20 protein-coding genes, 1 tRNA gene and 1 pseudogene are annotated in these 24,611 nt (G+C 68.5%); 11 read left to right on the top strand and 11 right to left on the bottom strand.

Annotation, left to right across the window (positions count from 1 at the left end; all coding sequences use genetic code 11):
• Positions 1–3 precede the first annotated feature (3 nt).
• The 6 genes from mbtN to crcB (ASE48_RS12625) are packed head-to-tail and all read right to left on the bottom strand — an operon-like array spanning position 4 to position 4,941.
• A complete protein-coding gene (mbtN, locus tag ASE48_RS12650; RefSeq protein WP_057167440.1) occupies positions 4–1,185 on the bottom strand; it encodes a mycobactin biosynthesis acyl-ACP dehydrogenase MbtN in 1,182 nt (393 codons plus the stop codon).
• On the bottom strand, positions 1,182–2,756 hold the full coding sequence (gene mbtM, locus ASE48_RS12645) for a long-chain-fatty acid--ACP ligase MbtM (RefSeq protein WP_156409199.1): 1,575 nt from the start codon (positions 2,754–2,756) through the stop codon (positions 1,182–1,184). The genes mbtN and mbtM overlap by 4 nt, the downstream gene beginning before the upstream one ends.
• A 17-nt stretch (positions 2,757–2,773) precedes the next feature.
• Positions 2,774–3,043, bottom strand: coding sequence for an acyl carrier protein (locus tag ASE48_RS12640; RefSeq protein ID WP_057167438.1), 270 nt, complete (start codon positions 3,041–3,043; stop codon positions 2,774–2,776).
• A gap of 55 nt (positions 3,044–3,098) precedes the next feature.
• Complete coding sequence (locus tag ASE48_RS12635; RefSeq protein WP_057167437.1) at positions 3,099–4,178, bottom strand: DUF190 domain-containing protein; 1,080 nt, start codon at positions 4,176–4,178, stop codon at positions 3,099–3,101.
• Positions 4,175–4,549, bottom strand: a complete 375-nt coding sequence (gene crcB / locus ASE48_RS12630) for a fluoride efflux transporter CrcB (protein WP_082614145.1) — start codon at positions 4,547–4,549, stop codon at positions 4,175–4,177. The genes ASE48_RS12635 and crcB (ASE48_RS12630) overlap by 4 nt, the downstream gene beginning before the upstream one ends.
• Complete coding sequence (gene crcB / locus ASE48_RS12625; protein ID WP_057167436.1) at positions 4,546–4,941, bottom strand: fluoride efflux transporter CrcB; 396 nt, start codon at positions 4,939–4,941, stop codon at positions 4,546–4,548. Before crcB (ASE48_RS12625) ends, crcB (ASE48_RS12630) begins: the two co-directional genes overlap by 4 nt.
• A gap of 48 nt (positions 4,942–4,989) precedes the next feature.
• On the opposite strand from crcB (ASE48_RS12625), the gene ASE48_RS12620 reads away from it, so the two are divergent.
• The gene (locus ASE48_RS12620) at positions 4,990–8,283 is read left to right on the top strand and encodes a BTAD domain-containing putative transcriptional regulator (RefSeq protein WP_057167435.1); all 3,294 of its coding nucleotides are present in this window, start codon (positions 4,990–4,992) and stop codon (positions 8,281–8,283) included.
• Positions 8,284–8,372: 89 nt separating this feature from the next.
• On the opposite strand, the gene ASE48_RS12615 is transcribed toward ASE48_RS12620, so the two are convergent.
• The gene (locus ASE48_RS12615) at positions 8,373–9,065 is read right to left on the bottom strand and encodes a hemerythrin domain-containing protein (protein ID WP_057167741.1); all 693 of its coding nucleotides are present in this window, start codon (positions 9,063–9,065) and stop codon (positions 8,373–8,375) included.
• A gap of 95 nt (positions 9,066–9,160) precedes the next feature.
• Here ASE48_RS12615 and pgm point away from each other — a divergent pair, with 95 nt between their 5' ends.
• From pgm to ASE48_RS12590, 5 genes are all read left to right on the top strand, one after another.
• Positions 9,161–10,795 (top strand): phosphoglucomutase (alpha-D-glucose-1,6-bisphosphate-dependent), encoded by a 1,635-nt coding sequence (gene pgm / locus ASE48_RS12610; protein ID WP_057167434.1) that lies wholly within the window; start codon positions 9,161–9,163, stop codon positions 10,793–10,795.
• Positions 10,792–12,060, top strand: coding sequence for an MFS transporter (locus tag ASE48_RS12605; RefSeq protein ID WP_057167433.1), 1,269 nt, complete (start codon positions 10,792–10,794; stop codon positions 12,058–12,060). Before pgm ends, ASE48_RS12605 begins: the two co-directional genes overlap by 4 nt.
• A gap of 56 nt (positions 12,061–12,116) precedes the next feature.
• A tRNA-Ala gene (locus ASE48_RS12600) sits at positions 12,117–12,189 on the top strand.
• Positions 12,190–12,369: 180 nt separating this feature from the next.
• Positions 12,370–13,626, top strand: coding sequence for a sensor domain-containing phosphodiesterase (locus ASE48_RS12595; RefSeq protein ID WP_235571107.1), 1,257 nt, complete (start codon positions 12,370–12,372; stop codon positions 13,624–13,626).
• A gap of 151 nt (positions 13,627–13,777) precedes the next feature.
• Positions 13,778–15,583: a putative bifunctional diguanylate cyclase/phosphodiesterase gene (locus ASE48_RS12590; protein ID WP_235571191.1), complete on the top strand. Its 1,806-nt coding sequence runs from the start codon at positions 13,778–13,780 to the stop codon at positions 15,581–15,583.
• On the opposite strand, the gene ASE48_RS12585 is transcribed toward ASE48_RS12590, so the two are convergent.
• Entirely contained in the window at positions 15,584–16,249 is a 666-nt protein-coding gene (locus ASE48_RS12585; RefSeq protein ID WP_235571105.1) for an SAM-dependent methyltransferase, read from the bottom strand.
• Between the two features lie 21 nt (positions 16,250–16,270).
• Complete coding sequence (locus tag ASE48_RS12580) at positions 16,271–16,975, bottom strand: dienelactone hydrolase family protein (protein WP_057167431.1); 705 nt, start codon at positions 16,973–16,975, stop codon at positions 16,271–16,273.
• Positions 16,976–17,122: 147 nt separating this feature from the next.
• On the opposite strand from ASE48_RS12580, the gene ASE48_RS12575 reads away from it, so the two are divergent.
• The gene (locus ASE48_RS12575; RefSeq protein WP_057167430.1) at positions 17,123–17,764 is read left to right on the top strand and encodes a TetR/AcrR family transcriptional regulator; all 642 of its coding nucleotides are present in this window, start codon (positions 17,123–17,125) and stop codon (positions 17,762–17,764) included.
• A gap of 58 nt (positions 17,765–17,822) precedes the next feature.
• On the opposite strand, the gene ASE48_RS12570 is transcribed toward ASE48_RS12575, so the two are convergent.
• Positions 17,823–19,196, bottom strand: coding sequence for a cytochrome P450 (locus ASE48_RS12570; protein ID WP_057167429.1), 1,374 nt, complete (start codon positions 19,194–19,196; stop codon positions 17,823–17,825).
• Between the two features lie 97 nt (positions 19,197–19,293).
• On the opposite strand from ASE48_RS12570, the gene ASE48_RS12565 reads away from it, so the two are divergent.
• From ASE48_RS12565 to ASE48_RS12550, 4 genes and pseudogenes are all read left to right on the top strand, one after another.
• The gene (locus ASE48_RS12565; protein ID WP_057167428.1) at positions 19,294–21,432 is read left to right on the top strand and encodes an Rv1355c family protein; all 2,139 of its coding nucleotides are present in this window, start codon (positions 19,294–19,296) and stop codon (positions 21,430–21,432) included.
• 200 nt (positions 21,433–21,632) lie between these two features.
• A pseudogene (locus tag ASE48_RS12560) lies at positions 21,633–21,845 on the top strand (TROVE domain-containing protein); the annotation flags it as partial.
• A gap of 75 nt (positions 21,846–21,920) precedes the next feature.
• Entirely contained in the window at positions 21,921–22,685 is a 765-nt protein-coding gene (locus tag ASE48_RS12555; protein ID WP_057167426.1) for a DUF2127 domain-containing protein, read from the top strand.
• A gap of 142 nt (positions 22,686–22,827) precedes the next feature.
• Entirely contained in the window at positions 22,828–23,766 is a 939-nt protein-coding gene (locus ASE48_RS12550) for a hypothetical protein (RefSeq protein ID WP_057167425.1), read from the top strand.
• 15 nt (positions 23,767–23,781) lie between these two features.
• Here ASE48_RS12550 and ASE48_RS12545 read toward each other — a convergent pair whose 3' ends face one another.
• Positions 23,782–24,573: a bestrophin-like domain gene (locus ASE48_RS12545; protein WP_057167424.1), complete on the bottom strand. Its 792-nt coding sequence runs from the start codon at positions 24,571–24,573 to the stop codon at positions 23,782–23,784.
• Positions 24,574–24,611 lie beyond the last annotated feature (38 nt).

Below are 24,611 nucleotides of genomic sequence, written 5' to 3'. Positions count from 1 at the left end.
GCGCTAGGTAGCGGCGCCCATCATCTCTTCGTAGCCGTCGTAATCCGGCTTCATCGCGGCCGCGACGAGTTCCCACAGCACCTCATCGGTGCCGCCGCCGATGCGTGCCAGCTTCATATCCCGCCACCACTGGCCCAGTGGCGTCTCGTCGACCAAATAGCCTGTGCCACCGAAGATGTGCATGCATTCGGAGACCACTTCCTCGCCCAGGCGGGCCGCACACACCTTCATGGCGGCGGCGGTGCGCAGGTCGAGTTTCCCGCCGACGGCGATCCCGGTGAGCGCGTGGCGCAGCATGTCCACTCGCGCCTGCAGGTCGGCCATCCGCATCCGCAGCGCCTGATGTTCGTACAGCGTGCGGCCGAACTGACTGCGTGTCATCATGCGGGCCAACGTGATTCCCAGCACCCGCTGACAGCTGCCGGCGATCTGGCCCGCCACCGACATGCGCTCGTGGGCCAACCCCCAGGAGATGGCGGCCAGGCCGATACCCGCCCTGGCCACCAGTGCGTCGGCGGGCACCCAGGTGTCGATGTGCACCGCGGCGGTGTCCAGCGGTCCGGCTCCGACCTTGTTGTACGGCTGCTGCACCTGCACACCCGGATCATGCAGGGGGACGGCGATGACGACGACATTGCCGTGCCTGCTGTGCGGGTCGTTGTCCACGTTGCGGGCCACCGCCATCACGTAATCGGCGATGGGGGACAGCGAGACGAACTTCTTGATGCCCTTGACCTCGAATCCGTCGCGCACCGAACGCACCTTGGTCTCGACGATCTGCAGGTCCGATCCGCCGGACTCCTCCGAGGCGCCGACGCACAGCACGACCTCGCCGCGGATGGCCTTCTCGGTGATGTCCTTCAGATGCTCGGAGCGGCCGAACCGGCGCAGCAGCGCGATGGCCGAGTCGTGCAGGCTGACCCCGACGGCGATACCGGCCGACCCCAGCTTGCCCAACTCCAGCGCCAGCGCGATCACCTTGGCCACGTCGGGATGCTGTGAGTCGCCCCACTTGGCGGTGAAAACCCCTTCGGCGCCCAGGTATTCGATGAGCTCGCGGGGGAACTTCCCGGTGCGCTCGGCTTCGGCGGTCCAGGCCCGAACCCGGTCGTCGAAGACCCGGCTCAGCAGTTCCTGGAAGTCCGCCAGCGAGGTCGGTTCGGCGGTGTCGATGGTGGCGGTCACTGTCCCGCGCCCTCCAGGTTGCGTTTGACTTCGAGCCGGCGCAGCTTGCCCGAGGATGTCCGCGGCAGCGATCCGGGCCGCATGAAGACGACTTCGGCAGGCACGACGCCGCATTCGGAGGCGATCAGCTCGACCAGTGCGGTGCGAGCGGCCGGTTCGTCGGCACCCTTGAATTCGGCGGCGATCACCAGGCCGGGACGGGTGGCAGGCCCATCGGTGCCGACGGCAACGACGGCACCGGCCCGGACGCCCTCGACCTGGGCGGCCACCGTCTCGATCTCGGTCGGGAAGATGTTGCGCCCGGCGACGGTGATGATTTCCTTGGCCCGCCCGCAGATCACCAAGCTGCCGTCCAGGAAGTAGCCGATATCCCCGGTGGGGAACCAGCTTTCGCGGTCGACCGCGTCCTCGCCGAGATAACCGCTCATCATCGAGGTGCCACGGATCTCCACCTCGCCGACCTCGCGGTCGGACACATCGCCGGCGAACCGCTCGTTGGGTGCGATGCGGATCTCCATGCCGGGGATGGCCTCTCCCAGCACGGCATGCTTGCGGATGTAGCCGCCGGCATCGGTGACGATGTGGATCTCGTCGACCTGCAGTCCGTGGCCGGGCCCGGGAACCGCCACCGCACAGTTCGATTCGGCCAGGCCGTAGGACGGGGCCAGCGCGCCGGGGTCGAGTCCGAACGTGGCCATCTTCTCGGCGAACAGCCGGCTGCCGTCGCAGTCGACGGGTTCACCACCGTTGAGTGCGAAACGCAGATGGGAGAAGTCGGCCTCGCTGACCAGCCCGGCGTACTTGCCGACGATGTTGTAGGCCATGTTCGGCGCGGCGGTCAGCGAGGCGCGGCTCTCGGTGAGCCATTTGATCCAGCCGAACGGGGAGGAGGAGAACGCCGATGTCGGTGCCTGCCACAGGTCCCCGCCCGCCAGCGCCATCGTGAGCACGAAGGACAGGCCCATGTCGTGGTAGAGCGGCAGCCAGGAATGGCCGCAGTCGGCGTCGGTGACCCCGACGCGCTGCACCAGCGCACCGATGTTGGCCAGCACGGCCTCGGGCGAGAGTTGCGCTGTGCGTGGGGTTCCGGTGGAGCCCGCGGTGCCCTGCAGCACGGCCGCACCGGTGCCGGTCACCATTCCGGCGTGGGTGGTGGAGCGCTGCGCGTGCGCGACCGCACCGACATCGTGCACCGCGACGGCGCTCTCGGCGCCGGCCAGCTCACGCAGATGAGAGCCGTGGCTGAACACGGTGCGCACCCCGACGCGGTCGAAGCGCTCCAGGGTGGCGCGCGCCCAGCGCTTCGGGTCGGCGCCGCGCACCGGCCCGGGCAGGATCGAGACGGCGGCACCGGCCAGGAAGGCCCCGGGGATGGCGGAGATGAACTCCGCGGTGGGATCGCCGACCAGGCCGATCGCGGACGCGCCGTCATCACAGATGCGCGCAGCGACGTTCTCGGCGCGCGCGTGAATTTCGCCCCACGGGTGACGGTTCCAGGTGCCGGCGTCGGTGTCGAGCACCGACAGCGAGCGGTCCGAGGACGTCATCGCCTCCGAAAGCGCCTGCGCCAGAACCCATGGCGCCGCGGTCACGCGTTGGCCTGATCCGCGGGCAGCTTGGCCAGCACCACCTTTTCCAGGTCGCCGAGGGTCTCGCAGCTGAGCAGATCTTCCTCGGAAAGTGCCGCGCCCAAGCGGTCCTCGATGGCGACCATGCCGACGGCGAAGGCCACCGAATCCATGCCGACATCGTCGACCAGTCGGGAGTCGCGCGAGACCCGGCTGACGTCGATGTTGAGATCGTCGCGCAGGATGGCCAGGAGCTCCGGATTGACCGCTTCGGGCTGTGACATTTCCATGTTCGGCGACCCTACACCTGAGAATTTACTCAGGGTAGGCTTACCGAACGTGGCCTCAGTCCGCCGGGTGGGCGAGGGCGGTGCCGCCCCTCCTTACGCCGCCGTCAATCGAGACGAGAGCGGGCACAACTTCACTGGTGATCAGGCCATGCACGCCGGTCAGCGGGTCGATCAGGTCGAAGCACGCAGCGATCCGCTCCGGGGTGTCGACGACGACGGTTGTGACGGGGACCTCACGTCCGAGTTGAAAAAGTCGGTCGCCGTGCGGCGCATGTGCTCCGTGAAAGCCCCAGATCCCGCGCAGCACGGTGGCGCCGCCGGCGGCCCGCTCGGCGCGCAGCACGTCGAGGATCGCGCGGTGGATCGGGACGCCGTCGCGCCGGGTGCCCTCGGAGGTGTGGACGGTGAGTTTCTGCCACAGCGGCAGGCCGTCGGCGTCGGTGGCGGCGAGCGCGGCGGGCCGGGCCAGCAGCTGCCCGTCGCGCTTACACACCTGAATGCGTTCCACCGTCATCGTCGCGGCGGGCAACAGGTCACGGAGACCCGGCAACGCCGCCGTCACCTGCTCGTCGGTACCGGACGCGATGATCATCACCGGCACCTCGGTGTTGGTGCTGAAGAACCGAGCCCGTCGGCGCGCGCCGCGTTCGGTGCCGTCCACCCCGAGAAACACTGCCGCGCCGGCAAATCCGAGCCGGTGCAGCATCGCGCAGATCTCCCGGTACGCCGGGCGGCCGCCGATCCGGGTCTGACGACCGGTGTAGACGGTGAGCTTGGCCGAGCCGGAACCGTGAACCCCGGTCCCGGCCCGTTCCAGGGTGACGATGCCGCGGGAAATGGCGGCCACCACCGGGGGCGCCAGGGCGGCGATGCGGTCGGCGGTGTCCACCGCGACCAGCGCCACCGGTAGATCCTCGGACGCCGATAGCGACCGGTCGGTGCGCAACCGATGACTGGGACGATGACTTTCCCCGTCGCTCCGCTCGCCCCGAAACCCGCCGATCCCGCGCAGCACCACGCTGTCGGCCACCTGCTCGGTGCCGAACAGGTCCAGCATTTCGTCGGCCACGAACCCGTGCGCACCGCGCAGCCGCTCACCGAAGTAGGCGGTCAGCTTCAGCAGTTCGGCACTCACAGTGCCCGCCCGATCAGCTGGCCGAGCCAGGCCCCCGCCAGTCCCAGCGCGACGGACAGCACGATATTGGCCGCAGCCGTCCGTCCTTGGCGTTCCTCGCCGAGCCGCTGGGTTTCCAGCATCCAGGTGGAGAACGTCGTATAGGCGCCGACGAACGCGGTGCCGGCCAGCAGCGCGGCGTGCGGTGGCAGGGTCAGTGCGCCGAGGAAGCCGAGCAGCCACGCGCCGCTGACGTTCACCGCGAGCGTGCCCACCGGGAAACCGCCCGCGACCCTGAACCGGGCCGACACCGCCCGGTCCACCAGCAGCCGGCACACCGCGCCGACCCCGCCGAGCAGCATCACACCCGCCCACACCACCGCTGTGTTCACCGGACCCGGACCCGCCTGACCAGCGCCGTGGTCGCCTGCACCGCCAGCAGGCCGAGCCCGATACTCACCACGGTGTAGGCGGCGGCCAGTGCGTGGTGCCCGTGCTCCAGCATCACCAGCACCTCGACCTGCATGGTGGAGAAGGTGGTCAGGCCGCCGCACAACCCGGTGCCCAGCAGCGGGCGGCGATACCCCGAGGCGGGCAGCCGTTCCAGCAGCCGGGTGGTGAAGTATCCGAGCAGCGCGGCCCCGGCGATGTTGACGAGGAACGTCGCCCACGGCCAGTGCCCCGGCGGCACCGCGAGGACGTGGCTGAGCGCGGCCCGCGCCAGCGTTCCCAGCGCGCCGCCGAGGAACACCGCGGCCAGTTCACGCCGGTCGGTGATCGCCACACCGCAAAGTATGTAGCCCGGCGGCGGGACCGATAGGGTCGGCACACCATGACGGCGCAGGATCTCCTTCAGGTGCGGATCTCCGTACTCGGTCCGGTCCGGGCGTGGGTGGACGGGCAGCCGGTCGATCTGGCCGGGCCCAAACAGCGGTCGGTGCTGGTGCGCCTGGTCCTCGCGCACGGCGACGTGGTGTCGGTGGACCGGCTGATCGAGGACCTCTGGGCCGGTGAGCCACCGCCGAAGGCACTGGCGGCGCTGCAGGCCTACATCTCTCATCTGCGCCGGGTGCTGGAACCCGGCCGCGAACGTCGGGCTGCGGCCCGGGTGATCGTCAGTGCCGCGCCCGGGTACTGCCTGCGGCTGCCCGACGAGGCCGTCGATGTGTGGTCGTTGGAGTCCGGGATCGCCGCGGCCGAGCAATGCAGCGACCCGCAGCAGCGGGCGGCGCTGCTGGAGGATCTGGTCGCCGCGTGGACCGGTGATCCCTACGTCGAGGTCCGCGACGCGCTGTGGGCGGCCCCCGAAGTGGCGCGCCTGGCCGAACTGCGGCTGTCCGTCACCGAGGCGCACGCCGCGGCGCAGTCCGCCCTGGGACAGCACGGTGTGGTGGCCCGGGTGCTGGAACCGCACGTGCGTGATCACCCGGACCGCGAGGCCGCCGCCTGCCTGCTGGCGGTCGCGCGGTACCGCTCCGGTCACCAGACGGCGGCCCTGGACGTCTTGCGCCGCACCACCAGCTACCTCACCGACGAGCTCGGACTGGAACCCGGACGGGCGCTGCGGGATCTGGAACGCGACATCCTGCGCCACGCCGATCACCTGGACCCCATCGCGGTGGCGCCGGCACCGGTGTCGGCGCCACCTGACGTGCCCGATGCCAGTGCCACCCGCGGGCGCGCCGACGAACTGGCCGCCATCGACGCGGCGGCCGCCGCCGCGGTGCGCGGCGGGCTGCGGGTGGTGTGGATCGGCGGTGAGGCCGGTGCCGGCAAGACCACCGTGGTCGAGGCGGCAGCGACCCGGCTGCGCAAGGCCGGCTGGACGGTGGTCGCCGGGCGCAGTCCCGAGGTCGACGGCGCGCCACCGGGCTGGGCGTGGACCGAGGTCCTCGAAACCTTCACCGCCACATTGCCACCGCGGCAGTCTGCGGCGCTGGCGCCGCTGCTGCACGACGGCCGGGCCGTCTCCGAGCAGACCGCCGAGGGCACGGTGTTCTGGATCGCGCACGCGCTGGCCGAGGTGCTCGGCCAGGCCGCCGAGCGGGCACCTCTGCTCATCGTGCTCGACGACCTGCACCGCACCGACGGGCTGACGCTGGAGCTGTTGCGGCTGACCGCGGATCGGCTCGGGGCTGGCCGGGTGCTCGTCATCGGCACCTACCGGCCCTCGGAATCCGGGGCCGAACTGGGTCAGGCCCGCGCCGCGCTGGCCAACCACACCGCCGCACATCTGACCCTGTCCGGTCTGGACGATGCGGCGCTGACCGCGTTGGCCACCGATTGCGGGCTGCCCGCGGTGACCCGGGAAACGTTGCGGCTGTTGCGGGAACGCACCGGCGGCAACCCGTTGTTCGTCCGTGAGCTGGCCCGGCTGATGGTCGCCGAAGGTGTGGACGCCGCGCACGGCGGGATTCCCGCCGGGGTCGGGGATGTGGTCCGGCGCAGGCTGGCCCGGCTGCCACCGCAGACCGCGACCGCGCTGCGCCAGGCGGCGGTGCTGGGCCGCGAGGTCGATATCACCCTGCTGGGCGAACTGGCCCGCAGCGATGACGACGAACTACTCGACGCGCTGGAACCCGCGGTGCTCACCGGGCTGCTCGACGAGCCGGCTCCCGGGCGGATCAGGTTCGCGCACAACCTGATCCGGGACACCCTCTACGAAGATACGTCCGTGCTGCGCCGGTCCCGGCTGCATGCCGCGGCGCTGGACCTGTTACGTGCATCCGGCCATGGCGACGCGGCATCGCTGGCCTACCACGCCGTGGCCGCCGCCACTACCGAGACCGCCGCCGAGGCGGCGGGTTTCGCGATGAAGGCCGCGAGGGAGGCCGACGGGGTCGGTGCGCCGGTGGAGGCCGCCAGGCAGTGGCGGGCCGCGGTGGGCATGTTCGAACTCTCCGGCGCGGACCACGCGTCGGCGGTGCCCGCGCGGTGCGGTCTGATCGCCGCGCTGGCTCAGGCCGGTGATGCGATCGGATCGCGCGAAGAGCTGCACCACACCATGGTTGCCGTCGGCGATCACGACGTGTTGGCGGTGCAGGCGCTCACCGCGTCCGACAGCCCGCTGGTGTGGCGGGTGCGCGACGGCGACCTCATCGATCACGCCATCGTCGACCCGCTACGCCGGGTGCTGGGCCGCGAACAGCCCCCGCAGGTGCGCGCCCGGCTGCTGCTGACCCTGTTCACCGAATTGGAGGGGGTGGACCACGATTCGGCACTGGCCGCCGCCGAAGAGGCGCTGCGGCTGGCCCGGGCCGTGCACGCGCAGCACCCGGCCGGCAACCAGCGGCTGCTGTGTGCCGCGCTCAACGTGCGGGCCTTCGCCTCCCTGGGGCCCGACCTGGCCCATGAGCGTGAAAGCATTGTCGCCGAACTGCTCTCGGTGGCCGAGGCCTATGACGCCATCGACTACCAGGCGGTGGCGCACTGGTTCGCGTTCCTGGACGCCTCCGCGCGTTCGGATCTGGCGGGTGCGGCCGCGCACGCCGATCAGGCGGTGGCGCGGGCGGGCACCGGCCAGCTCGGATTCCTGCTGGGAGTGCTCGACGTCTTCGGCGCGCAGTTGGCCGTATTGGCCGGCCGGACCGACGAGGGGGAGCGGGGCTATATCGCGGTCTCGGCGAAGCTGGCCGAATACGGCGTCGCCAACGGGGCGCACATCGGCATCGTGGGCCGGGTGAGCGCCAACCTGGTGCGCGGCAGCCTCGCCCCGATGGCCGACGACCTGGTCGCCGTGCACCGCTTCGTGTCCAAGATCATCGCCGACGGCGCCGCCATCGCACTGCATCAGGCGGGCAGAGTCGAAGAGGCCCAGCAGATCTGGGCGGAGCGCATCCCCATAGAGCGGTCCTTCTACTTCGTCGCGATGGCCACCTTACGGGCTCATGCGGCCGTCGCGATGGGCGATCTCGCGGTCGCGACCGCCACCGCCGCGGAGTTGCTGCCGTACTCCGGGCGCTTCGCGGGCCTGGACAACGGGACGCTGCTGACCGGGCCGGTGGACGCCGCGCTGGCCGCTGTCGCGGAGGCCACCGGCGACACCGCGGCTGCGGCGCGCTACCGGCGGGCCGCCGCCGAGCTGACCGAGCGGCTGCGCACGGCGGCCCAGGCGTTGATCGACTGAGCTTTGGCGCGGCGAAACCCGCGTACCCGTGGTTCCCGCGGGCGGATTTACCCCGGGTACGCGAGTTTCGCCGGGCTACAGCGGGTGTCTCAGCCGAAGACCGCGCGCTCGAAGCGGCGGTGCCGGGCCGCGAGGTAGCGCAGCAGCAACATCAGCGGTCCCGGCACACCGGCGGCCAGCGTCGCGCGCTCGACGTCGGTGGCCACCCCCAGGATGCGCGGCCCCTCGAAGGACAACCGTCCCGTGCGCCGGGCCGCCTTCTCGATGGATTGCCAGTCCTTGAGCGAGACGTACCGGCGGATCACCGGGAACAGGTCACGTTCCTCGTCGGCGATGTGGGCTTCCAGCAGCCGGTGCAGATCGGCCAGGCCGGCGGCCAGCGGCCGGGCCATCTCCGGATCGGCGGACCGCCCGAAGGCCGCGGCGTGCACCCGCAGCCGGTCCAGCCGCGGATCCAGCGCGGCGTGGTCCTCGGTCAGTTCGGTCAGGTCGATGAAATCGCCGGCCGAGGCCTCGATGACCGGCCACAGCACATCGTCTTCCATGGTGTGGTGATGGTGGATCGACTCACACATCAGCTCGACGTAGCGGGCGACCGCCTTGGCCCGCTTGGGCCCGCACGGCAGTCGACGCTGCGCGACGGCGGCGGTCAGTTCGGCCAGCCGGCGGGTGTCGGTGACCATCGCGCGGTGGGTGAGGGTGATCCCGCTCAGGTCGGGATCCGGATCGGCGGGACGGCGGACGTTACCGGCGGGTTGGGCTGATCGTGCGGAGTTGTTCATGCCGGCAACCTTGTAACGGCCCACTTGCGACGAACTTGCAACGGGCTTGCACCTAGGACGAGACACCGGCGCCGCGGGTAGGCAAGGATGGAGTCATGGTGGCCAATCCGCGAGCCGGGCAGCCGGCACAGCCCGAAGATCTCGTCGACCTCGCACATCTGGTCACCGCCTATTACACGGTGCAGCCCGATCCCGACGACGTCGCCCAGCAGGTGGTGTTCGGGACGTCCGGGCACCGCGGCTCCGCACTGGACGGCGCCTTCAACGAGGCGCACATCCTGGCCACCACCCAGGCCATCGTGGAATACCGCGCCGCCCAGGGCACCACGGGTCCGTTGTTCATCGGCCGGGACACCCATGCCCTGAGCGAGCCGGCCTGGGCCTCCGCGCTGGAGGTGCTCGCCGCCAACGACGTGGTGGCGATGATCGACGCCGCCGACCGCTACACCCCGACCCCGGCGGTCAGCCACGCCATCCTCACCTTCAACCGGGGCCGCGACACCGACCTGGCCGACGGCATCGTCGTCACCCCGTCGCACAACCCGCCGCGCGACGGCGGCTTCAAGTACAACCCGCCCAACGGCGGACCCGCAGACACCGACGCCACCAGCGTCATCGCCAAACGCGCCAATGAGATTCTGCGCGAAGGTATCCGGGCGGTGAAGCGGGTCCCGCTCTCGCGCGCCCTGCAGGTCGCGCAGCGCCACGACTACCTCAACGCCTACGTCGCGGACCTGCCGAACGTCGTCGATCTCCATGTCATCCGCGCCCAGGGGGTGCGCATCGGGGCAGACCCGCTCGGCGGCGCCAGCGTCGACTACTGGGCCGCGATCGCCGAGACGCACAAACTGGATCTCACGGTGGTGAACCCGCTGGTCGACGCGACGTGGCGGTTCATGACGCTGGACACCGACGGCAAGATCCGGATGGACTGCAGCTCCCCGAACGCGATGGCCTCGCTCATCGGCAAGATCGGCGACTACCAGATCGCCACCGGCAATGACGCGGACTCCGACCGGCACGGCATCGTCACCCCCGACGGCGGGTTGATGAACCCGAACCACTACCTGGCGGTCGCCATCGACTACCTGTTCACCCATCGCCCGAACTGGCCCGGCAGCACCGCGGTCGGCAAAACCGCGGTGAGCAGTTCGATCATCGACCGGGTGGTCGGCGGGCTGGGCCGCGAACTGGTCGAGGTGCCCGTCGGCTTCAAATGGTTCGTCGACGGGTTGATCGGCGGGACAATCGGTTTCGGCGGCGAGGAGAGCGCGGGCGCATCCTTCCTGCGCACCGACGGCTCGACCTGGACCACCGACAAGGACGGCATCATCCTGGCGTTGCTGGCCTCGGAGATCCTCGCGGTCACCGGGTCCACCCCGTCGCAGCGCTACGCCGAACTGGCCGACACGTACGGCGCACCCACCTACGCGCGCATCGACGCCCCGGCCGATCGCGAACAGAAGGCCCGGCTGGCCAAGCTGTCACCCGAACAGGTGAGCGCCACCGAGCTGGCCGGCGAGCCCATCACCGCCAAACTCACCACCGCACCCGGCAACGGCGCGGGCCTGGGCGGGCTGAAGGTCACCACCGAGAACGCCTGGTTCGCCGCGCGGCCCTCGGGTACCGAGGACGTCTACAAGATCTACGCCGAATCTTATCTGGGAGCCGAGCACTTGGCCGAGGTGCAGGAAGCCGCCAGGGAAGTGGTGAATACAGTCATCGGGTGAGCTCTGTTGCGGAGGGCGACTGTCCGACTGAATCCAAGCGCCGCCTGCCGCGCGAAGTCTGGGTGCTGGTCGCCGCGAATGTCGTGGTCGCGCTCGGTTACGGCGTGGTGGCCCCGGTGCTGCCGCAATACGCCCGCCATTTCGGTGTCAGCATCGCCGCGGCCACGTTCGTCATCACCGCCTTCGCGGTGATGCGCCTGGTCGGTGCGCCGCCGGCCGGTTTCCTGGTCCAGCGGCTCGGGGAACGCCGGGTGTACATCAGCGGCCTGATCATCGTGGCCGTGTCGACGGGCGCCTGCGCGCTGGCCGACAGCTACTGGCAGCTGCTGCTGTTCCGCTCCCTTGGTGGCCTAGGGTCGGCGATGTTCACGGTGTCCTCACTGGGCCTGATGATCCGCATCTCGCCGCCCGACGCGCGCGGGCGGGTGGCCGGATTGTTCTCCTCGGGGTTCATGATCGGATCGGTCGGCGGGCCCATCCTGGGCAGCCTGACCGTGGGGTTCGGTCTGTCCGCGCCGTTCCTGATCTACGGGGCCGCGCTGCTGGTCGCCGCGGCCGTGGTGTTCATCAGCCTGCGGCGATCCACCATCGGCGGCCGGTCGGACGAGGACGAGGCGCCGCCGGTGCCGTTCCGTACCGTGTTCGCCCACCGCGCCTACAAGGCGGCCCTGCTCTCCAACTTCGCCACCGGGTGGGCGTCGTTCGGCCTGCGGATCGCGCTGGTGCCGCTGTTCATCGTGGAGGTGCTCGGTCGCGGGCCGGGCGCGGCGGGTCTGGCGCTGACGGCGTTCGCGGTGGGCAACATCTCCGTCGTCATCCCCAGCGGCTATCTGTCGGACAGGCTGGGGCGGCGCAAGCTGCTGATCTTCGGGCTGACGCTGGCCGCGGTGTCCACCGCGCTGGTGGGCTTCACCACGTCGATGCCGGTGTTCCTGGTCGCGGCCTACGTCGCCGGCGCGGCCACCGGGATCTTCGTCTCGCCGCAGCAGGCCGCGGTCGCCGACATCATCGGCAGCAAGGCGCGCGGTGGCACCGCGGTGGCGACGTTCCAGATGATGGCCGACGTCGGCTCGATCGGTGGTTCGCTGCTGGTGGGGTTGATCGCGCAGTACTTCTCGTTCTCCTGGGCGTTCGTGATCAGCGGCGCGATCCTGCTGTTCGCCGCGGTGGGCTGGGCGTTCGCCCCCGAGACCAGGGGCCGGCCGCCGGCCGAGCACACCCCGGCCCGCCCGCTCGGCCCAGAGGCCGGTGGCGAGGTGCCCTGACCAGCTGTTTTGAACCTGTGCGGGGCAGTGGTGTACCTTTCAACAGCACAACAAACGGGGCTATGGCGCAGTTGGTAGCGCACCACACTGGCAGTGTGGGGGTCAGGGGTTCGAATCCCCTTAGCTCCACGTTCTCGAAAATCCGTTCCGGCTCCGGCCGGGGCGGATTTTTCGTTTCCGGCAGGTGATCCGCCCACCTTCGTCGAACGCGGCGTGGTGCCCAGCGGGTCGGACTATGTTTGCCATCGAGGCGCATGCGGGGCGAGTGGACTCCGGTCGGCGTCACGCGTACTAGCGCAAGGGGATGATGTGTCGCCCACTGCGCCGAGCGGTCCGCACGGCGACGAGGTCGCCACTCTGGACGCCGCCGTGTCCGGTGTCGGCCTGGACCCCGCCTTCCAGCCCATCACCGCACTCGCGGACGGCTCGGTGGTCGGTTTCGAGGCCCTGACGCGCTGGCCTGCGCTCGGCGATCCCGACCCGGAGGCGGTGTTCGCACGTGCCGCGGCCACCGGCAGCCTCGGCGGACTGGAAAAGATGTGCATCGAAGCCGCGATCGACAACGCGCTGCGCCGGGAGCTACCGCAGGGCACCGTGCTCGCGCTCAACTGCGAACCGCTCGGAACGCACCTCAACCGCGCCGAGAGCCCCCTTCTGGACCGCGCACACGACGAGCTGCGGGTGATTTTCGAGCTGACCGAACGCAGCCTGCTGAAACACCCCCGGGCATTGCTGCAGAAGGTGGCCGGCCTGCGCGCGGACGGGTTCGGCATCGCCCTCGACGACATTGGTGCCCATCCTGATTCGCTGGCGTTGCTCGACGTGATCTGCCCGGACATCGTCAAACTCGATGTCCACCTGGTGCAGTCACACCCCACCGACGCCCAGGCGCACATCCTGGCCGCCGTGCTGGCCCATACCGAACGCACCGGGGCGGTGCTGCTCGCCGAGGGCATCGAATCCGACGAGCACCTCGAGCAGGCGCTGGCGCTCGGCGCCAGCCTCGGCCAGGGCTACAAGTTCGGCAGGCCCGGGCCGTTGACCGAGCCGGCGCCGGTGTCGTGGTCGCCTCCGCCGATGAAGCACCCGGTGCAGCCGGCCGGCGACTCGCCGTTCGACGTGGTGGCGGGAAGGCTGCTGGTGCGGACGGCGCGCAAGGCCACCCTGATTCCGTTCTCCCGGCACATCGAGGCCCAGGCGCGGCATGCGACCGATCCGCCGATGGTGATGGCCTCACTGCAGCTGGCACAACACTTCACGGCGTCGACCAGCGCGCGCTACAGCGAGCTGGCGTCGTCCTCGGCGTTGGTCGCCATCTTCGGTCGGGGCCTGCCCGAGGATCTGGGATCCGGCATCCGGGGAGTGGACCTGAAAGCCGACGATCCGTTGTGCGCGCAGTGGATCGTGCTCATCCTCGGGCCGCACCACTGCGCGGCGCTGATCGCCCGCGAGCAGGACACCACCGGCTCGGTGCCCGAACCGGAGCGTCGCTTCGATCTCGCGATCACCTACGACCGGGAGCTGGTCACCGTGATCGCCCGCAGCCTGCTGGACCGAATCCCCTGAGCCGTGCGGTATGTGCGTACCGGCTGGGCACCGGGGCAAAATTGACGCAGACCGCTAAAGTATGGGCGATGTGCACCTCTCGCCGTGCTACCGGATGCCGGGGGGCTTGCAAGGTCGGTGACGCCAGTTGATCGGCAGCCTCAACGGCTTGGTGGATCTGGCTGCCAAACGGCTGATCACCGCGCACACCGACAATGTGGTCGAGGTCAGTGAGTTGGTACTCACCGATCTGGCGGCATATCTCGGGCTCGATGTCGCGTTCCTGCGGCACAACGATCACGAGATCCACGCGACCCGGTTGGTGGCGCAGTGGCCTATACGCACCTTCGTGCCCGACCCGGACCCGATCGGCGTGGTGTACTTCGCCGACGCCGACCCGGTCTTCGCGATGGCTGAGTGGCTCAAGGAGCCGCTGGTGATCCGTCCGGAGCCCAAGACCGACGAGTATCAGCAGACGATCCAGCAGGGCACCGAGGTTCCGCAGATTTCGATGGCTTGCGTGCCGCTGCTGTCCCATGACGTCACCACCGGCACGTTGGGTTTCGTGAAGTACGGCGACCGGGAGTGGCTGGAGGAAGAACTCAACGCGCTGAAGACGATCGCGACGATGTTCGCTCAGCTGCAGGCGAGGCTGGTGGCGATCGACCGGTTGCAGTTTTTGGCCGAGCACGACGACCTCACCGGGCTGTGCAACAGCCGCGTCCTCACCGATCATCTCAACGGGCGCCTGGCAGTCGGTCAGGACGGCCCGGCGGCCGTGCTGTTCACCGACCTGGACCGGCTGAAATCGGTGAACGATCAGTTCGGTCACACCGCGGGCGATGAACTGATCGCGCAGTTCGCCCGACGCCTGCGTGAATCGATCGGCGACACCGCGCTTCTCGCGCGCCAGGGTGGTGACGAGTTCGTGATCGTGCCGCACCAGCCGATGGAACTGGAGGAGGCCGCGCTGCTGGCCGACCGGATCCGGCTGCTGCTCAAAGAGCCCTTCACCATCGGACGCGAATTCGTCCGCCGGACCGCCAGTATCGGTGTGGCGGTGGGTTTCCCGGGCCGCGACTCGGCCTCCGATGTGTTGCGTTACGCCGATCTGGCGTTGGTGGCGGCCAAGGGTTCGGGGGGCAACGACACCGCCGTCTTCACCGACGCCATTGCCCTGAAATACCTGTTGCTCAACGATGTCGAGTTGCATCTGCGCGATGGCATCGAGAACGAAGCCTTCGTGGTGCACTACCAGCCCGAGGTGGATCTGCGTACCGGCAAGGTGGTGGCGGTCGAGGCGCTGGTGCGGTGGAACCACCCCACCCGGGGCATGCTGCTCCCGAGCGCATTCATGCCCGTCGCCGAATCCTCCAACCTGGCAGCGGTGTTGGGCCGCAAGGTACTGCAGGACTCCTGCGCGCAGTTGCGGCACTGGAAGTCGGTGGGGCTCGCGCAGGACGTGAAGCTGCGGGTCAATGTGTCACCGGTACAACGGGTCGCCGCTGGTTTCGCCGACCACGTGGCGCGGGTGCTGACGGAGTACGAACTCGACCCGGCCTCGTTGAGCCTGGAGTTCGCGGAGAGTTTCGTCACCGATGACGCCGACCTGAACGACGAGATCCTCACCGCACTGCGAGCGCTCGGGGTGGGGCTGGCGCTCGACGAGTTCGGGGCCGCCTACAGCGATTTGAGCCGGCTGAAATCGCTGCCCATCGACACCTTGAAGATCGACCGGTCATTCGTGCAGCACCTCGACGGGAGCAAGGACGATCTGGCGATCATCCGGGCCATCGTGTCCCTCGGCGAGGCGTTCGGCCTCGGCCTGGTCGCGGTGGGACTGGAGACCGAGGCGGCCGCGCAGATGCTGGTGAAGATGGGTTGCCATCAGGCACAGGGCTTCCTGCTCTCACCCCCGGTCGATGCCGACACCATGACCCAGATGCTGGAGACCGGCACCATCGCCTGGCGGCGATGATCAGGTCTTGCGGGCCGACAGCAGCAGTGCGGGAAGCTTCATCCGGCCCTTGTCGTCGAACTCGAAACTGAGTTTCGGGGCGTCCGGAGCGTACGGCAGATTGACCGCGACAAACGACGGCTGCAGATTCTCGATCGTCCACACCTGCGATACGGCTTCCTGCAATTCGGACTCGGTCACCAGATTGGGTATCGGGAAGGGGGAGTCCGGCGGCAGCGCGTCGGTGGTGAACACCAGCATGTGCAATACGGCACCGGGCGCGGATACGTCGTACACCGCGCGCAGGTAGTCCGGGCGTGCCTCCACCGGTAGCGAGTGGAACAACGTGCAGTCGACGATGGTGTTGAACGGTTCGCCGTCCACGGCGAGCGTGCGCAGGTCACCTTGCACGAAGCGCACATTGGTCAGTCCGCGTTCTGCGGCGTCCCGGGCCGCCGCCTCGATGGCGACGGTGGAGATGTCCGCGCCGACGACGTCGTACCCGGCCTCTGCCAGCGCCAGTGCCACGTCGCCCACGCCGCAGCCGGCGTCGAGGACGGGGCTGGTGATCTTGCCGGCGTCGATCAGCGCGACGATCTCGGACTGCGCCTCACCGATGTTCCACGGTGGGGGCCCACCGAAGACGCGGTCGGAGTAGGCGGCATCCCAGTCCATCACTTCAGCCATAGCGCCAAAGCGTAGCGGGAGTCAGCGCAGATGTTCGCCGAAGAAGGTCAAGATCCGCTGCCAGGCGTCCTCGGCCTCCGGTTCGGAGTACTCCATGCCGGCGATCCGCTCGATCACATTGAAGGGTGCCGGGATGCCGGAGTTGTTCATGAAGCTGTGGCCGACGTTCTCGTACTCCTTGATATCGCGGGGCACGTCGCCCTTGGCGAGCACGGCTTCCAGTGCGGCCGCGGATCCACTGCGGGCGATCCGGTCCTTCGCACCGTAAGTCGCCACCACGGGACACGATTCGGCGAGCACCTCGATGTTCTTGGGACTCAGCCCGTAGTTCGGTGCGGAGGCGTCGAACAGACCGCTGGGCGCGAGTTGCAGGACGAAGCCGGCGCCCATGCAGAAACCGACCAGCCCGACCTTGCCCGTGCAGTTCGGGTCGGCCAGTAGGTGATCACGTGCCGCGACGATGTCATCGAAGGCATCACCGGTGCCCGCGAAGTGGGTGCGGATGGTGGAGATCATGCATCTGATCTTGAGGCCCCGGCCGTAGAGCGCGGGCGCCAGCGTGAGATATCCCGCCGCGGCGAGGCGGTCACTGATGCGCCGCACATCGGCGGTCATCCCGCGCACGTCCTGGACCACGATGACGGCCGGCCAGGGGCCCTCCGTGGTGGGTGTCGCGAGGTAGCCGGGCAAAGGGCCGGCGGGTGCTGGGTAAGTGACCTTCGGCATGTGGGTTATCCCGTTGTTGTTCAGCTGATCTGGTGGCCAGCGCATTCGGCAGGTCGGCGACGGTACGCACGCACTGCCGACCCAGCCTGCCATACCGCCGAACCATAGGGTCGCACTGGAATACAAGTTGCCTGTATTGTCGAGGTCATGACGGTCTTCCTCAGGCCATCGGTCACGCCCGAGCCCACGAGTATCGATCGGATTCGTGATGCCGCCGTGCGGACCCTGGCCGAGAACGGTGTCGCCGCGACATCGCTGCGGGCCGTAGCCGAGGAGGCCGGGGTCTCGATCGGCCTGGTGCAGCACTATTTCCGCAACAAGGCCGGACTGGTGGCCGCCGTCGACGACTACGTGCTGCAGGTGTTCGGCGAGATCATCGAGGCGACACCGGTATCGGAGATGACCAGCGAATACCTGGCGGGGATGGGCAGCCGCTTCTCCCAGTTGCTCTATGAATACCCGGACCTGGTGAACTACATCGCGCATGCACTCGTCGAGGGCGACAAGATCGGATCGGTGATCTTCGACGGTCTGCTCCAGATCAGCGCCGCGCAGGGCGAGAAGTTCGCCGAGGCCGGCCTGACCCGACCCGATCTCGATCCGGTGTGGGGTGCGCTCAACCCCTTGATCCTGCGGGTCGGGGCGATGATCCTGCGGCCGCACATCGAGCGCCATCTGCCCGAATCGTTCGTCACCCGAACGCAGCTGCAGCGCTGGGATGCCGCGGCGACGAGGCTGATCCGCGAGGGTCAGGTCCTCACTTCCGCCGGCCCCGCGGACGGCGATTGACCAACTGGCGAGCGTTGATCCCTGGTGCGGGTGTTCGTGGGGTATGCCCCACCAGGGATCAACGCGCAGCCACCCGGGCGCGGATCGGGCCGACCGGCACCATGGTGAACGGCACGGCCAGGGGGAAATCGGCTTCCAGCGCGGTGATCTGCACGTCGCGGATGATGGTGGCGATCGCGAGCGTCGCCTCCAGCATCGCGAAATGATCGCCGATACAGGAACGTGGGCCGCCACCGAAGGGCACGTACTGCCAGCGGTCGCGGTCCTTTGAGTTCTGGGCGCTGAACCGCTCGGGGTCGAACTCCAAGGGGTTTGCCCACAGCGACGGATCACGTTGCACCGACATGCGGCCGAACACCAGCATGGTGCCGGCCTCGACCCGGTACCCGGCCACCTCGACATCCCGTGTCGCCCTGCGCGAGCCGGTCGGCCCCGGCGGGCACAGCCGCAGCGCTTCCTTGATCACCTGGACGGTGTAGCCCAGACGGCCGACATCGTCGGTGGTCAGCCTCCGGTCTGCGAGCGCGGCAACCTCGGCGAAGACCCGGTCCTGGATCTCGGGGTGTCGTCCCAGCGACCACAGGGTGTAGGTCAGCGTGGTGGCGGTGGTGTCCTGCCCGGCGAACAGGAAGATGATCATCTCGTCGCGGATCTCGTTGTCCGACAGCGGCTGGCCGGTCTCCGGGTCGGTGGCGGCGATGAGTGCGTGCACCAGGGGAGCGTCCAGGGTGGGGTCGGCGCGGCAGGCGGTGATGATCTCGCCGGCCAGCCGGCGGATACTTTCGGTCGCCGCCCGGGCCCGTCGCCGCGCCGGTGTCGGCAACCAGGACGGTGCCCGCAGCGGGCGCAGCGCGCGGGCCACGGCGTAACTGGTGGCCACCCGCAGCGGTTCGGCTACGGCATCGGATCTTTCGTCGAGGTCCAGTCCCAGCACCGAGCGCCCCAGCGCCCGCATGGACAACTGCCGGGCCTGGCTGTCCAGGTCGATCTCGCTGCCGTCCACCCAAGAGTCCGTGATCATTTCGGCAGCCTCTGCCATATGTCCGGCAAAAGAGTCGACGCGTTGCTTGGTGAAAACAGGTTGCAGGGTGCGCCGGCGAGGTAGCCATTCATCGTGTGGCAAGACGAAAAGGTTGCCCCCGATGAGGCTGCGCAACTGGGCGGCGACGGCACTGGTCTTGTCGATGGAACCGTCGCGGACGCTGACGATATCGCGTATTCCCTGAGGTGACGTGGCCACCACGATGGGCGGCATGAGCCAACTCGGGCCGAGGCTGAACCGGGTCACCGGACCGCCCGCATCACGCAGGATGTCGGTGCCGGTGTGGAAATTGCGCAACGCGTCCCGTCTTTGCCGGTACGGCAGCGGATTGAGCGGGGCGAGAGGCAGTTCGGCAACGGTTCGATCATGCGTAATGTCGGGCAAGGACATACCTCCGTCGAGTCGGTCGCTACGCCCCCGTTGAATCGGTCCTAGTGTACGACTCGGATGAGTTGGCGCCGCGGCGCCCGAGGATGACGAGGACAGCATGCCGATCGCTTACCGTGCACAGATTCTGGACCCGGCCGACCCCGCCGACAGCGAAATCCTCGCCACGCTGCGCCGGGACCCGGGCATCGAATTCCTGGACCACCACGGGCAGCAACTGGCAAGCCTGCAGGGTCTGCGCCCGGAACCGGATCCCGATCTGGTCGCCGAACCCGGCAGGTGGGCGTTCTATCCGTGGCGGCGCACCGCCGTGTCGGTGCTGGGCCCCCGCGCATTTCGGGCGCTGCGGCTGGACCGCAACCGCAACAGCATCACCGCCGCCGAGCAGGATCGGCTCGGCGAGCTCTCGATCGGGGTCGCCGGGCTGAGCGTCGGACACATCATCGCCCACACGCTGGCCATGCAGGGGGTGTGCGGCAGTTTGCGGCTGGCCGATTTCGATGAGCTGGAACTGTCGAACCTCAACCGGGTCCCGGCCACCGTCCTCGATCTCGGGGTGAACAAGGCGTACGTGGCCGCGCGCCGGATCGCCGAGATCGATCCGTACCTGCCCGTCGAGGTGTTCGAGACGGGACTCAATCCCGAGACACTCGACGCCTTCGTCGACGGTCTGGACATCGCGGTCGAGGAGTGCGATTCGCTGCACATGAAAGCCGTGCTCCGGTTGGCTGCGCAGCAGCGGCGGATCCCGGTGCTGATGGCGACCAGCGACCGCGGCATCGTCGACGTGGAGCGGTTCGATCACGAACCGGGCCGGCCGATCCTGCACGGACTGCTCGGACAGCTCGATATCGACCTGCTGCCGGGCATGACCAATCGTGAGAAGATCCCGCACATCCTGCGCCACCTGGAGGCCGACCGGCTCTCGGCGCGCATCGCGGCATCGTTGATCGAGATCGACAAGTCGGTGTCGACCTGGCCGCAGACGGCCGCCGATGTCGGTATCGGTGCGTGTGCGGTGACCGAGGCCGTCCGCCGGATCGGGCTGGGGGAGGAGCTGCGTTCCGGGCGGACCCGCCTCGACATCGGCTGGGCGCTCGACCAGATACATGAGCCCGAGATGGGCCACCACAGTGGCGATGAGGCCGAATGGATTGAATCAGCCGGCAGCGCAGCAGCTTCGGAGACAGTCCCGGGCGAACTTCTCGGCGATCTCGCGGTGGCGGCCATGCGGGCACCCTCGGGTGGCAATGTTCAGCCGTGGCGCATCGGGGTCCGGCCGGACGGTGTCGACATCGCGATCGCGCCCACCTACACGTCCACGATGGACGTCGGATTCCGCGGCAGCGCGGTGGCGGTGGGCGCGGCACTGCTGAACACCCGGATCGCTGCGGCCGCGCACAGCGCGCTCGGCGAGGTCACCGTCTCCGAGGATGCCGGCGGCGTGCCATTGCAGGCTCGATTGCGGCTCGGGACAGCTGCCGACGCCGATCTGGCCGGGCTCTTCGGGCCGATGATGGCGCGCGAGACGAACCGTCATCACGGCGAATCACGCCCCATCGACGCGGAGGTCGTCGCGGCCCTCACTGCGGCGGCCGAACACCAGGGTGGCCGGCTCAGGCTGCTCACCGAGCGTGCGGACATGGAGAGGGCGGCGACGATTTTCGCTGCCGCGGACCGGATCCGGTTCCTGACACCGCATCTGCACGGGGAGATGATCTCCGAGCTGCGCTGGCCGGGCGACCCCGATCCGGACGCCGGTATCGATGTGCGCAACCTCGAATTTGACGAAGGAGACATGGCGGTGCTCGGCGTGCTGCGCCGCCCCGACGTGATGGCCCAACTGGCCGGGTGGCAGGCCGGGTCGGCGCTGGGCGACGACATGCGCGATCGCGTCCTGGCCAGCTCGGCGCTCGCCGTCATCAGCGTGCCGGGGCGCGAACTTCGTGACTACGCGACCGGCGGCTCCGCGGTGGAGGCGGTGTGGATCACCGCCCAGCAGCGCGGTGTCGGCGCCCAGCCGGTGTCCCCGGTCTTCCTCTATGCGCAGACCCCCGAGGATCTGCACGAGCTGTCCCCGTCGTATGCCGGTGAATTGGGCACGCTGCAGCGAGAATTCGATGAGCTGATCGGACTGGACGCGGATGAGTCGATTGCGCTGACCCTGCGCCTGGCCCATACCCCGCCGACCTCATTGCCCAGCCGGCGCAGCAGGGATCGGCTGTCGCTGGCGCTCTGATACCGGCGCGGGTGTCCAAAAGGGGAACACCTGCAGCAATAATCGGTTGCGGCGGTGGATATCTTGATTTCATGGGCACCCGTCGCAAACCCTTGCTCGATGTCAGGGAGCCGTCGTACGCGCAGCGTACGTACTGGCCCTGACATCACGGAAGCGACTTCGGTGTGCGCCGGAGTGAATCGGTTATCGACCCTTAATCGACGGACAACGAAACCTGGTACGGCAGCGTGCATCCGCACCAGGCGCTGGCGGAGTACCGGCGCAAGACCGGTATCCCGGCCCGGCTGGTGGTCGTCGCGATGACGGCCACCGGGAACTCGATCGCCGATCCGGCCGACCCCGGTCAGCTCGACGTCTCGGGTTTCGACGGTTCGGTGCCTCAGCTGCTCGCCGATTTCGGTCGCGGGTTGTAGCAGCTTCGGCGCGTTCTCGTACGCTCGACGTACGAGAACGCGCCGGAGTCGCGTACCGGCGCAGGAGGGCACCCGATGAAACTGGATTTCGCACTGCGATCCTGCGGCCTGCACGGGCACGCGACCTTCGCCCCCGACGAGACCGAACTCGCCGACCGGCTACGGGTGGACACCCCGGTCGGGGAGGCCTGGCGCTGCCTGCGCTGTGAGACGTTCGTCGTGGGGGCACCCCGTGGGCGCGGGCCGGCCGATACCGCGCCGGAGGTGCCGCGCGGACGGCTGCTGCGCGACCGGACACTGATGCGGGTGCTGGCCGTGGAACGGGTGATCCGCGCGCTGGTCATCCTGCTGGTGGCCGCCGGGGTGTTCGCGTTGCGCAGGTCGCACACCGAGCTGCAGCAGAAGTTCGAAGCGGAGCTCCCGTTGCTCAGACCGCTGAGTGATCAGATCGGCTGGAACCTCGACGATTCCAAGATCGTCCGGCACATCGGCGAGGCCTTCACCCTGTCGGAGACCACGCTGCTGTGGATCGCCATCGGGCTGATCGCGTACGCCCTCATCGAACTCATCGAGGCTGTCGGGCTGTGGTCGATGAAGCGCTGGGGCGAATATTTCGCGGTGGTCGCCACGAGCGCCTTTCTGCCGCTGGAGATCTACGAGCTGACCGAGAAGGTGACCACTTTGCGGCTGCTGGCGGTGCTGATCAACATCGTGGCGGTGGTGTGGCTGTTGTGGAGCAAGCGGCTGTTCGGTCTCAACGGCGGCGGGCAGGCCTACCTCGCCGAGCATCACAGCGAGAGCCTGCTCAGCGTCGAGCGTGCCGGGCTCGACAAGAGTTGATCGGTGAAGGCGGCGGGACCAATTGCTCGTTTCTCCACGCGATTACCGGACATGCGAGGACCCTGGGTAGCGGGCCGAGGAGGAAAGAGCGCATGCGGAACAACGATGCGGTGCCGGCCTTCTGCGGATACGGCAGACCACGATGACCGCCGTGGCCGTCACAGTTTTCGAGCGTGCCGCGGATCCGGCGGTTTTCGAGGGTTGGGAGACCGACGTGCGATCGGCCGTCGAGGCGGCGCCGGGATACGTCGCATGCGCCGCGTCGATCTCAGACGACGCGCCGCTGGACTGCGCGCTGGCGGTGACCTTCGAGTCCGAGGACCTGCTGCACGCGTGGCTGGACTGTGCCACGTGGAAAGAGCTGGTGCGCAGCGCGGCCGTGCGAGGCTTTCCACGGCTCGCTTCCGATTTGGTGATCGTCGATGGTGCCGTGATGCCAACCGGCGTCGCGGTTCTCGCCTCCAGCGTGTCCAGTGGCATGGAAGGCGAGTTCCAGACGACCCATACAAGACTGACGACGGCCGCCTCCCGTTTTACCGGATACGAGGGCACTGCGGTCTTCCCACCGGGGTTGTTGGGCACATGGATGTCGCTGATTCGATTCCGTACCGAACCTCAGTTGACGGCGTGGCTGCAGTCTCCGCAGCGTGCGGAGGTCCTGCCGCCGGTGCGGTCGAGCTTGACGAGGGATTTTGCGGTGTTCGCCCAAACCACCCCATTCGGTACCACTGTGCGCACCGTGGACGGCAAACCGAAGATGACGCCGGCCTGGAAGTCGGCGATGCTGCTGTTGATGGTGCTCTATCCCTTGGTGATGCTGAACTCGAAATTCCTAGCGCCGGTGATCACCGGTCTCGGCGCCGAGCCATGGTTGTCGGTGTGGATCATTCAGGTGTTCAGCGTGGCACTGATGCAGTGGTTGTTGATGCCCACAGTGGCGAGATGGTGCCGCCGTTGGCTCGACCCGGTGGAAGGCTCCGAACCACGAATCAGTCTGCGCGGTGCCGCGGTAGCCGTCATCGTCTACGGCGTGGCATTGGCGATCTTTGCAACCGTCGACGTGCTTCAGTACTGGGATTGACCGCCCGATGAAGGATCACGTGCCTCGGTCGATCGAATCGAAAACGACCAACGATTGCTCGAACGGCTCTGGCGTGACGCCCAGCTGATTCCCGAACGGGTGGTCGAGCCAGTACACGATGAACAGCAGCAGGCCGAGCAGCACAGCGACCGCGCTCAGCAGGATCAGATGCGCACGAATGCTGCCTAGATGCATGAAGCCGCCGAGTGCCAACAGAACGACACCGCCGAAAAGCAGCCCAGTCCATAACAATCCGGGTATCTGCGGCTTGGCGTCCAGAATTCTCTGATTCCGCTGCGATGCCAGCGTGCTCAGCTGGTCGAGGAACTTTTGGCTCACCGGGCTCGACTCGACGTTCGACTGCCCGCTGCCGAGCACCCCGTACATCTCGTTGAGCGCGTCTCGTGCGCCCTCGGTTCCGATACCGACCCGGATGGCATGTTCCCATTCAGGGCCCTCGACCGCATTCGCGTATTTGCGCAGTAGCGCCCGCATCTGGGCCTGCTCCGGTGTCGGCATGCCAACGGTCTGCCGGTACATCGTTATCAGGGTTGAGGCTTCGTTGGAGACGTTGGTCTCAGCGGAGGAGAACTGTTCCCAGGCCACGACGATGGTGAACCCGAGCAGCGCGCCGTAGACCAGTCCGACGCAGGTCATGAACGGCGACAGTGCACCGTTGTGAGACTCTGGCACCGGTTTGGAGAGGGTGCGCTTGGCCAGCCAGATGCTGCCGACCCCGACCAACACCGACACCAGCAAGGCCAGAGCGAGGAGCAGCCAGAGGCCGCCTATTCCGAAGTCGCCCACCCTTACCTCCGCACATGGGGGCGCGCCTCACAGCGCCG

This window comes from Mycobacterium sp. Root265, from assembly GCF_001428895.1.
GTDB lineage: Bacteria > Actinomycetota > Actinomycetes > Mycobacteriales > Mycobacteriaceae > Mycobacterium.
The sequence above is the reverse complement of the archived record's forward strand: the minus strand, read 5'-3'. Positions and strand labels throughout refer to the sequence as shown.

Bases quoted from the DNA above. Each gene is read 5' to 3' on its own strand.
- ASE48_RS12640 (WP_057167438.1), bottom strand. From the start codon at position 3,043: ATGGAAATGTCACAGCCCGAAGCGGTCAATCCGGAGCTCCTGGCCATC.
- ASE48_RS12620 (WP_057167435.1), top strand. From the start codon at position 4,990: ATGACGGCGCAGGATCTCCTTCAGGTGCGGATCTCCGTACTCGGTCCG.
- ASE48_RS12565 (WP_057167428.1), top strand. From the start codon at position 19,294: ATGCCGATCGCTTACCGTGCACAGATTCTGGACCCGGCCGACCCCGCC.
- ASE48_RS12615 (WP_057167741.1), bottom strand. From the start codon at position 9,065: ATGAACAACTCCGCACGATCAGCCCAACCCGCCGGTAACGTCCGCCGT.
- ASE48_RS12575 (WP_057167430.1), top strand. From the start codon at position 17,123: ATGACGGTCTTCCTCAGGCCATCGGTCACGCCCGAGCCCACGAGTATC.
- ASE48_RS12550 (WP_057167425.1), top strand. From the start codon at position 22,828: ATGACCGCCGTGGCCGTCACAGTTTTCGAGCGTGCCGCGGATCCGGCG.
- ASE48_RS12580 (WP_057167431.1), bottom strand. From the start codon at position 16,975: ATGCCGAAGGTCACTTACCCAGCACCCGCCGGCCCTTTGCCCGGCTAC.
- pgm (WP_057167434.1), top strand. From the start codon at position 9,161: ATGGTGGCCAATCCGCGAGCCGGGCAGCCGGCACAGCCCGAAGATCTC.
- ASE48_RS12585 (WP_235571105.1), bottom strand. From the start codon at position 16,249: ATGGCTGAAGTGATGGACTGGGATGCCGCCTACTCCGACCGCGTCTTC.
- ASE48_RS12555 (WP_057167426.1), top strand. From the start codon at position 21,921: ATGAAACTGGATTTCGCACTGCGATCCTGCGGCCTGCACGGGCACGCG.
- ASE48_RS12570 (WP_057167429.1), bottom strand. From the start codon at position 19,196: ATGTCCTTGCCCGACATTACGCATGATCGAACCGTTGCCGAACTGCCT.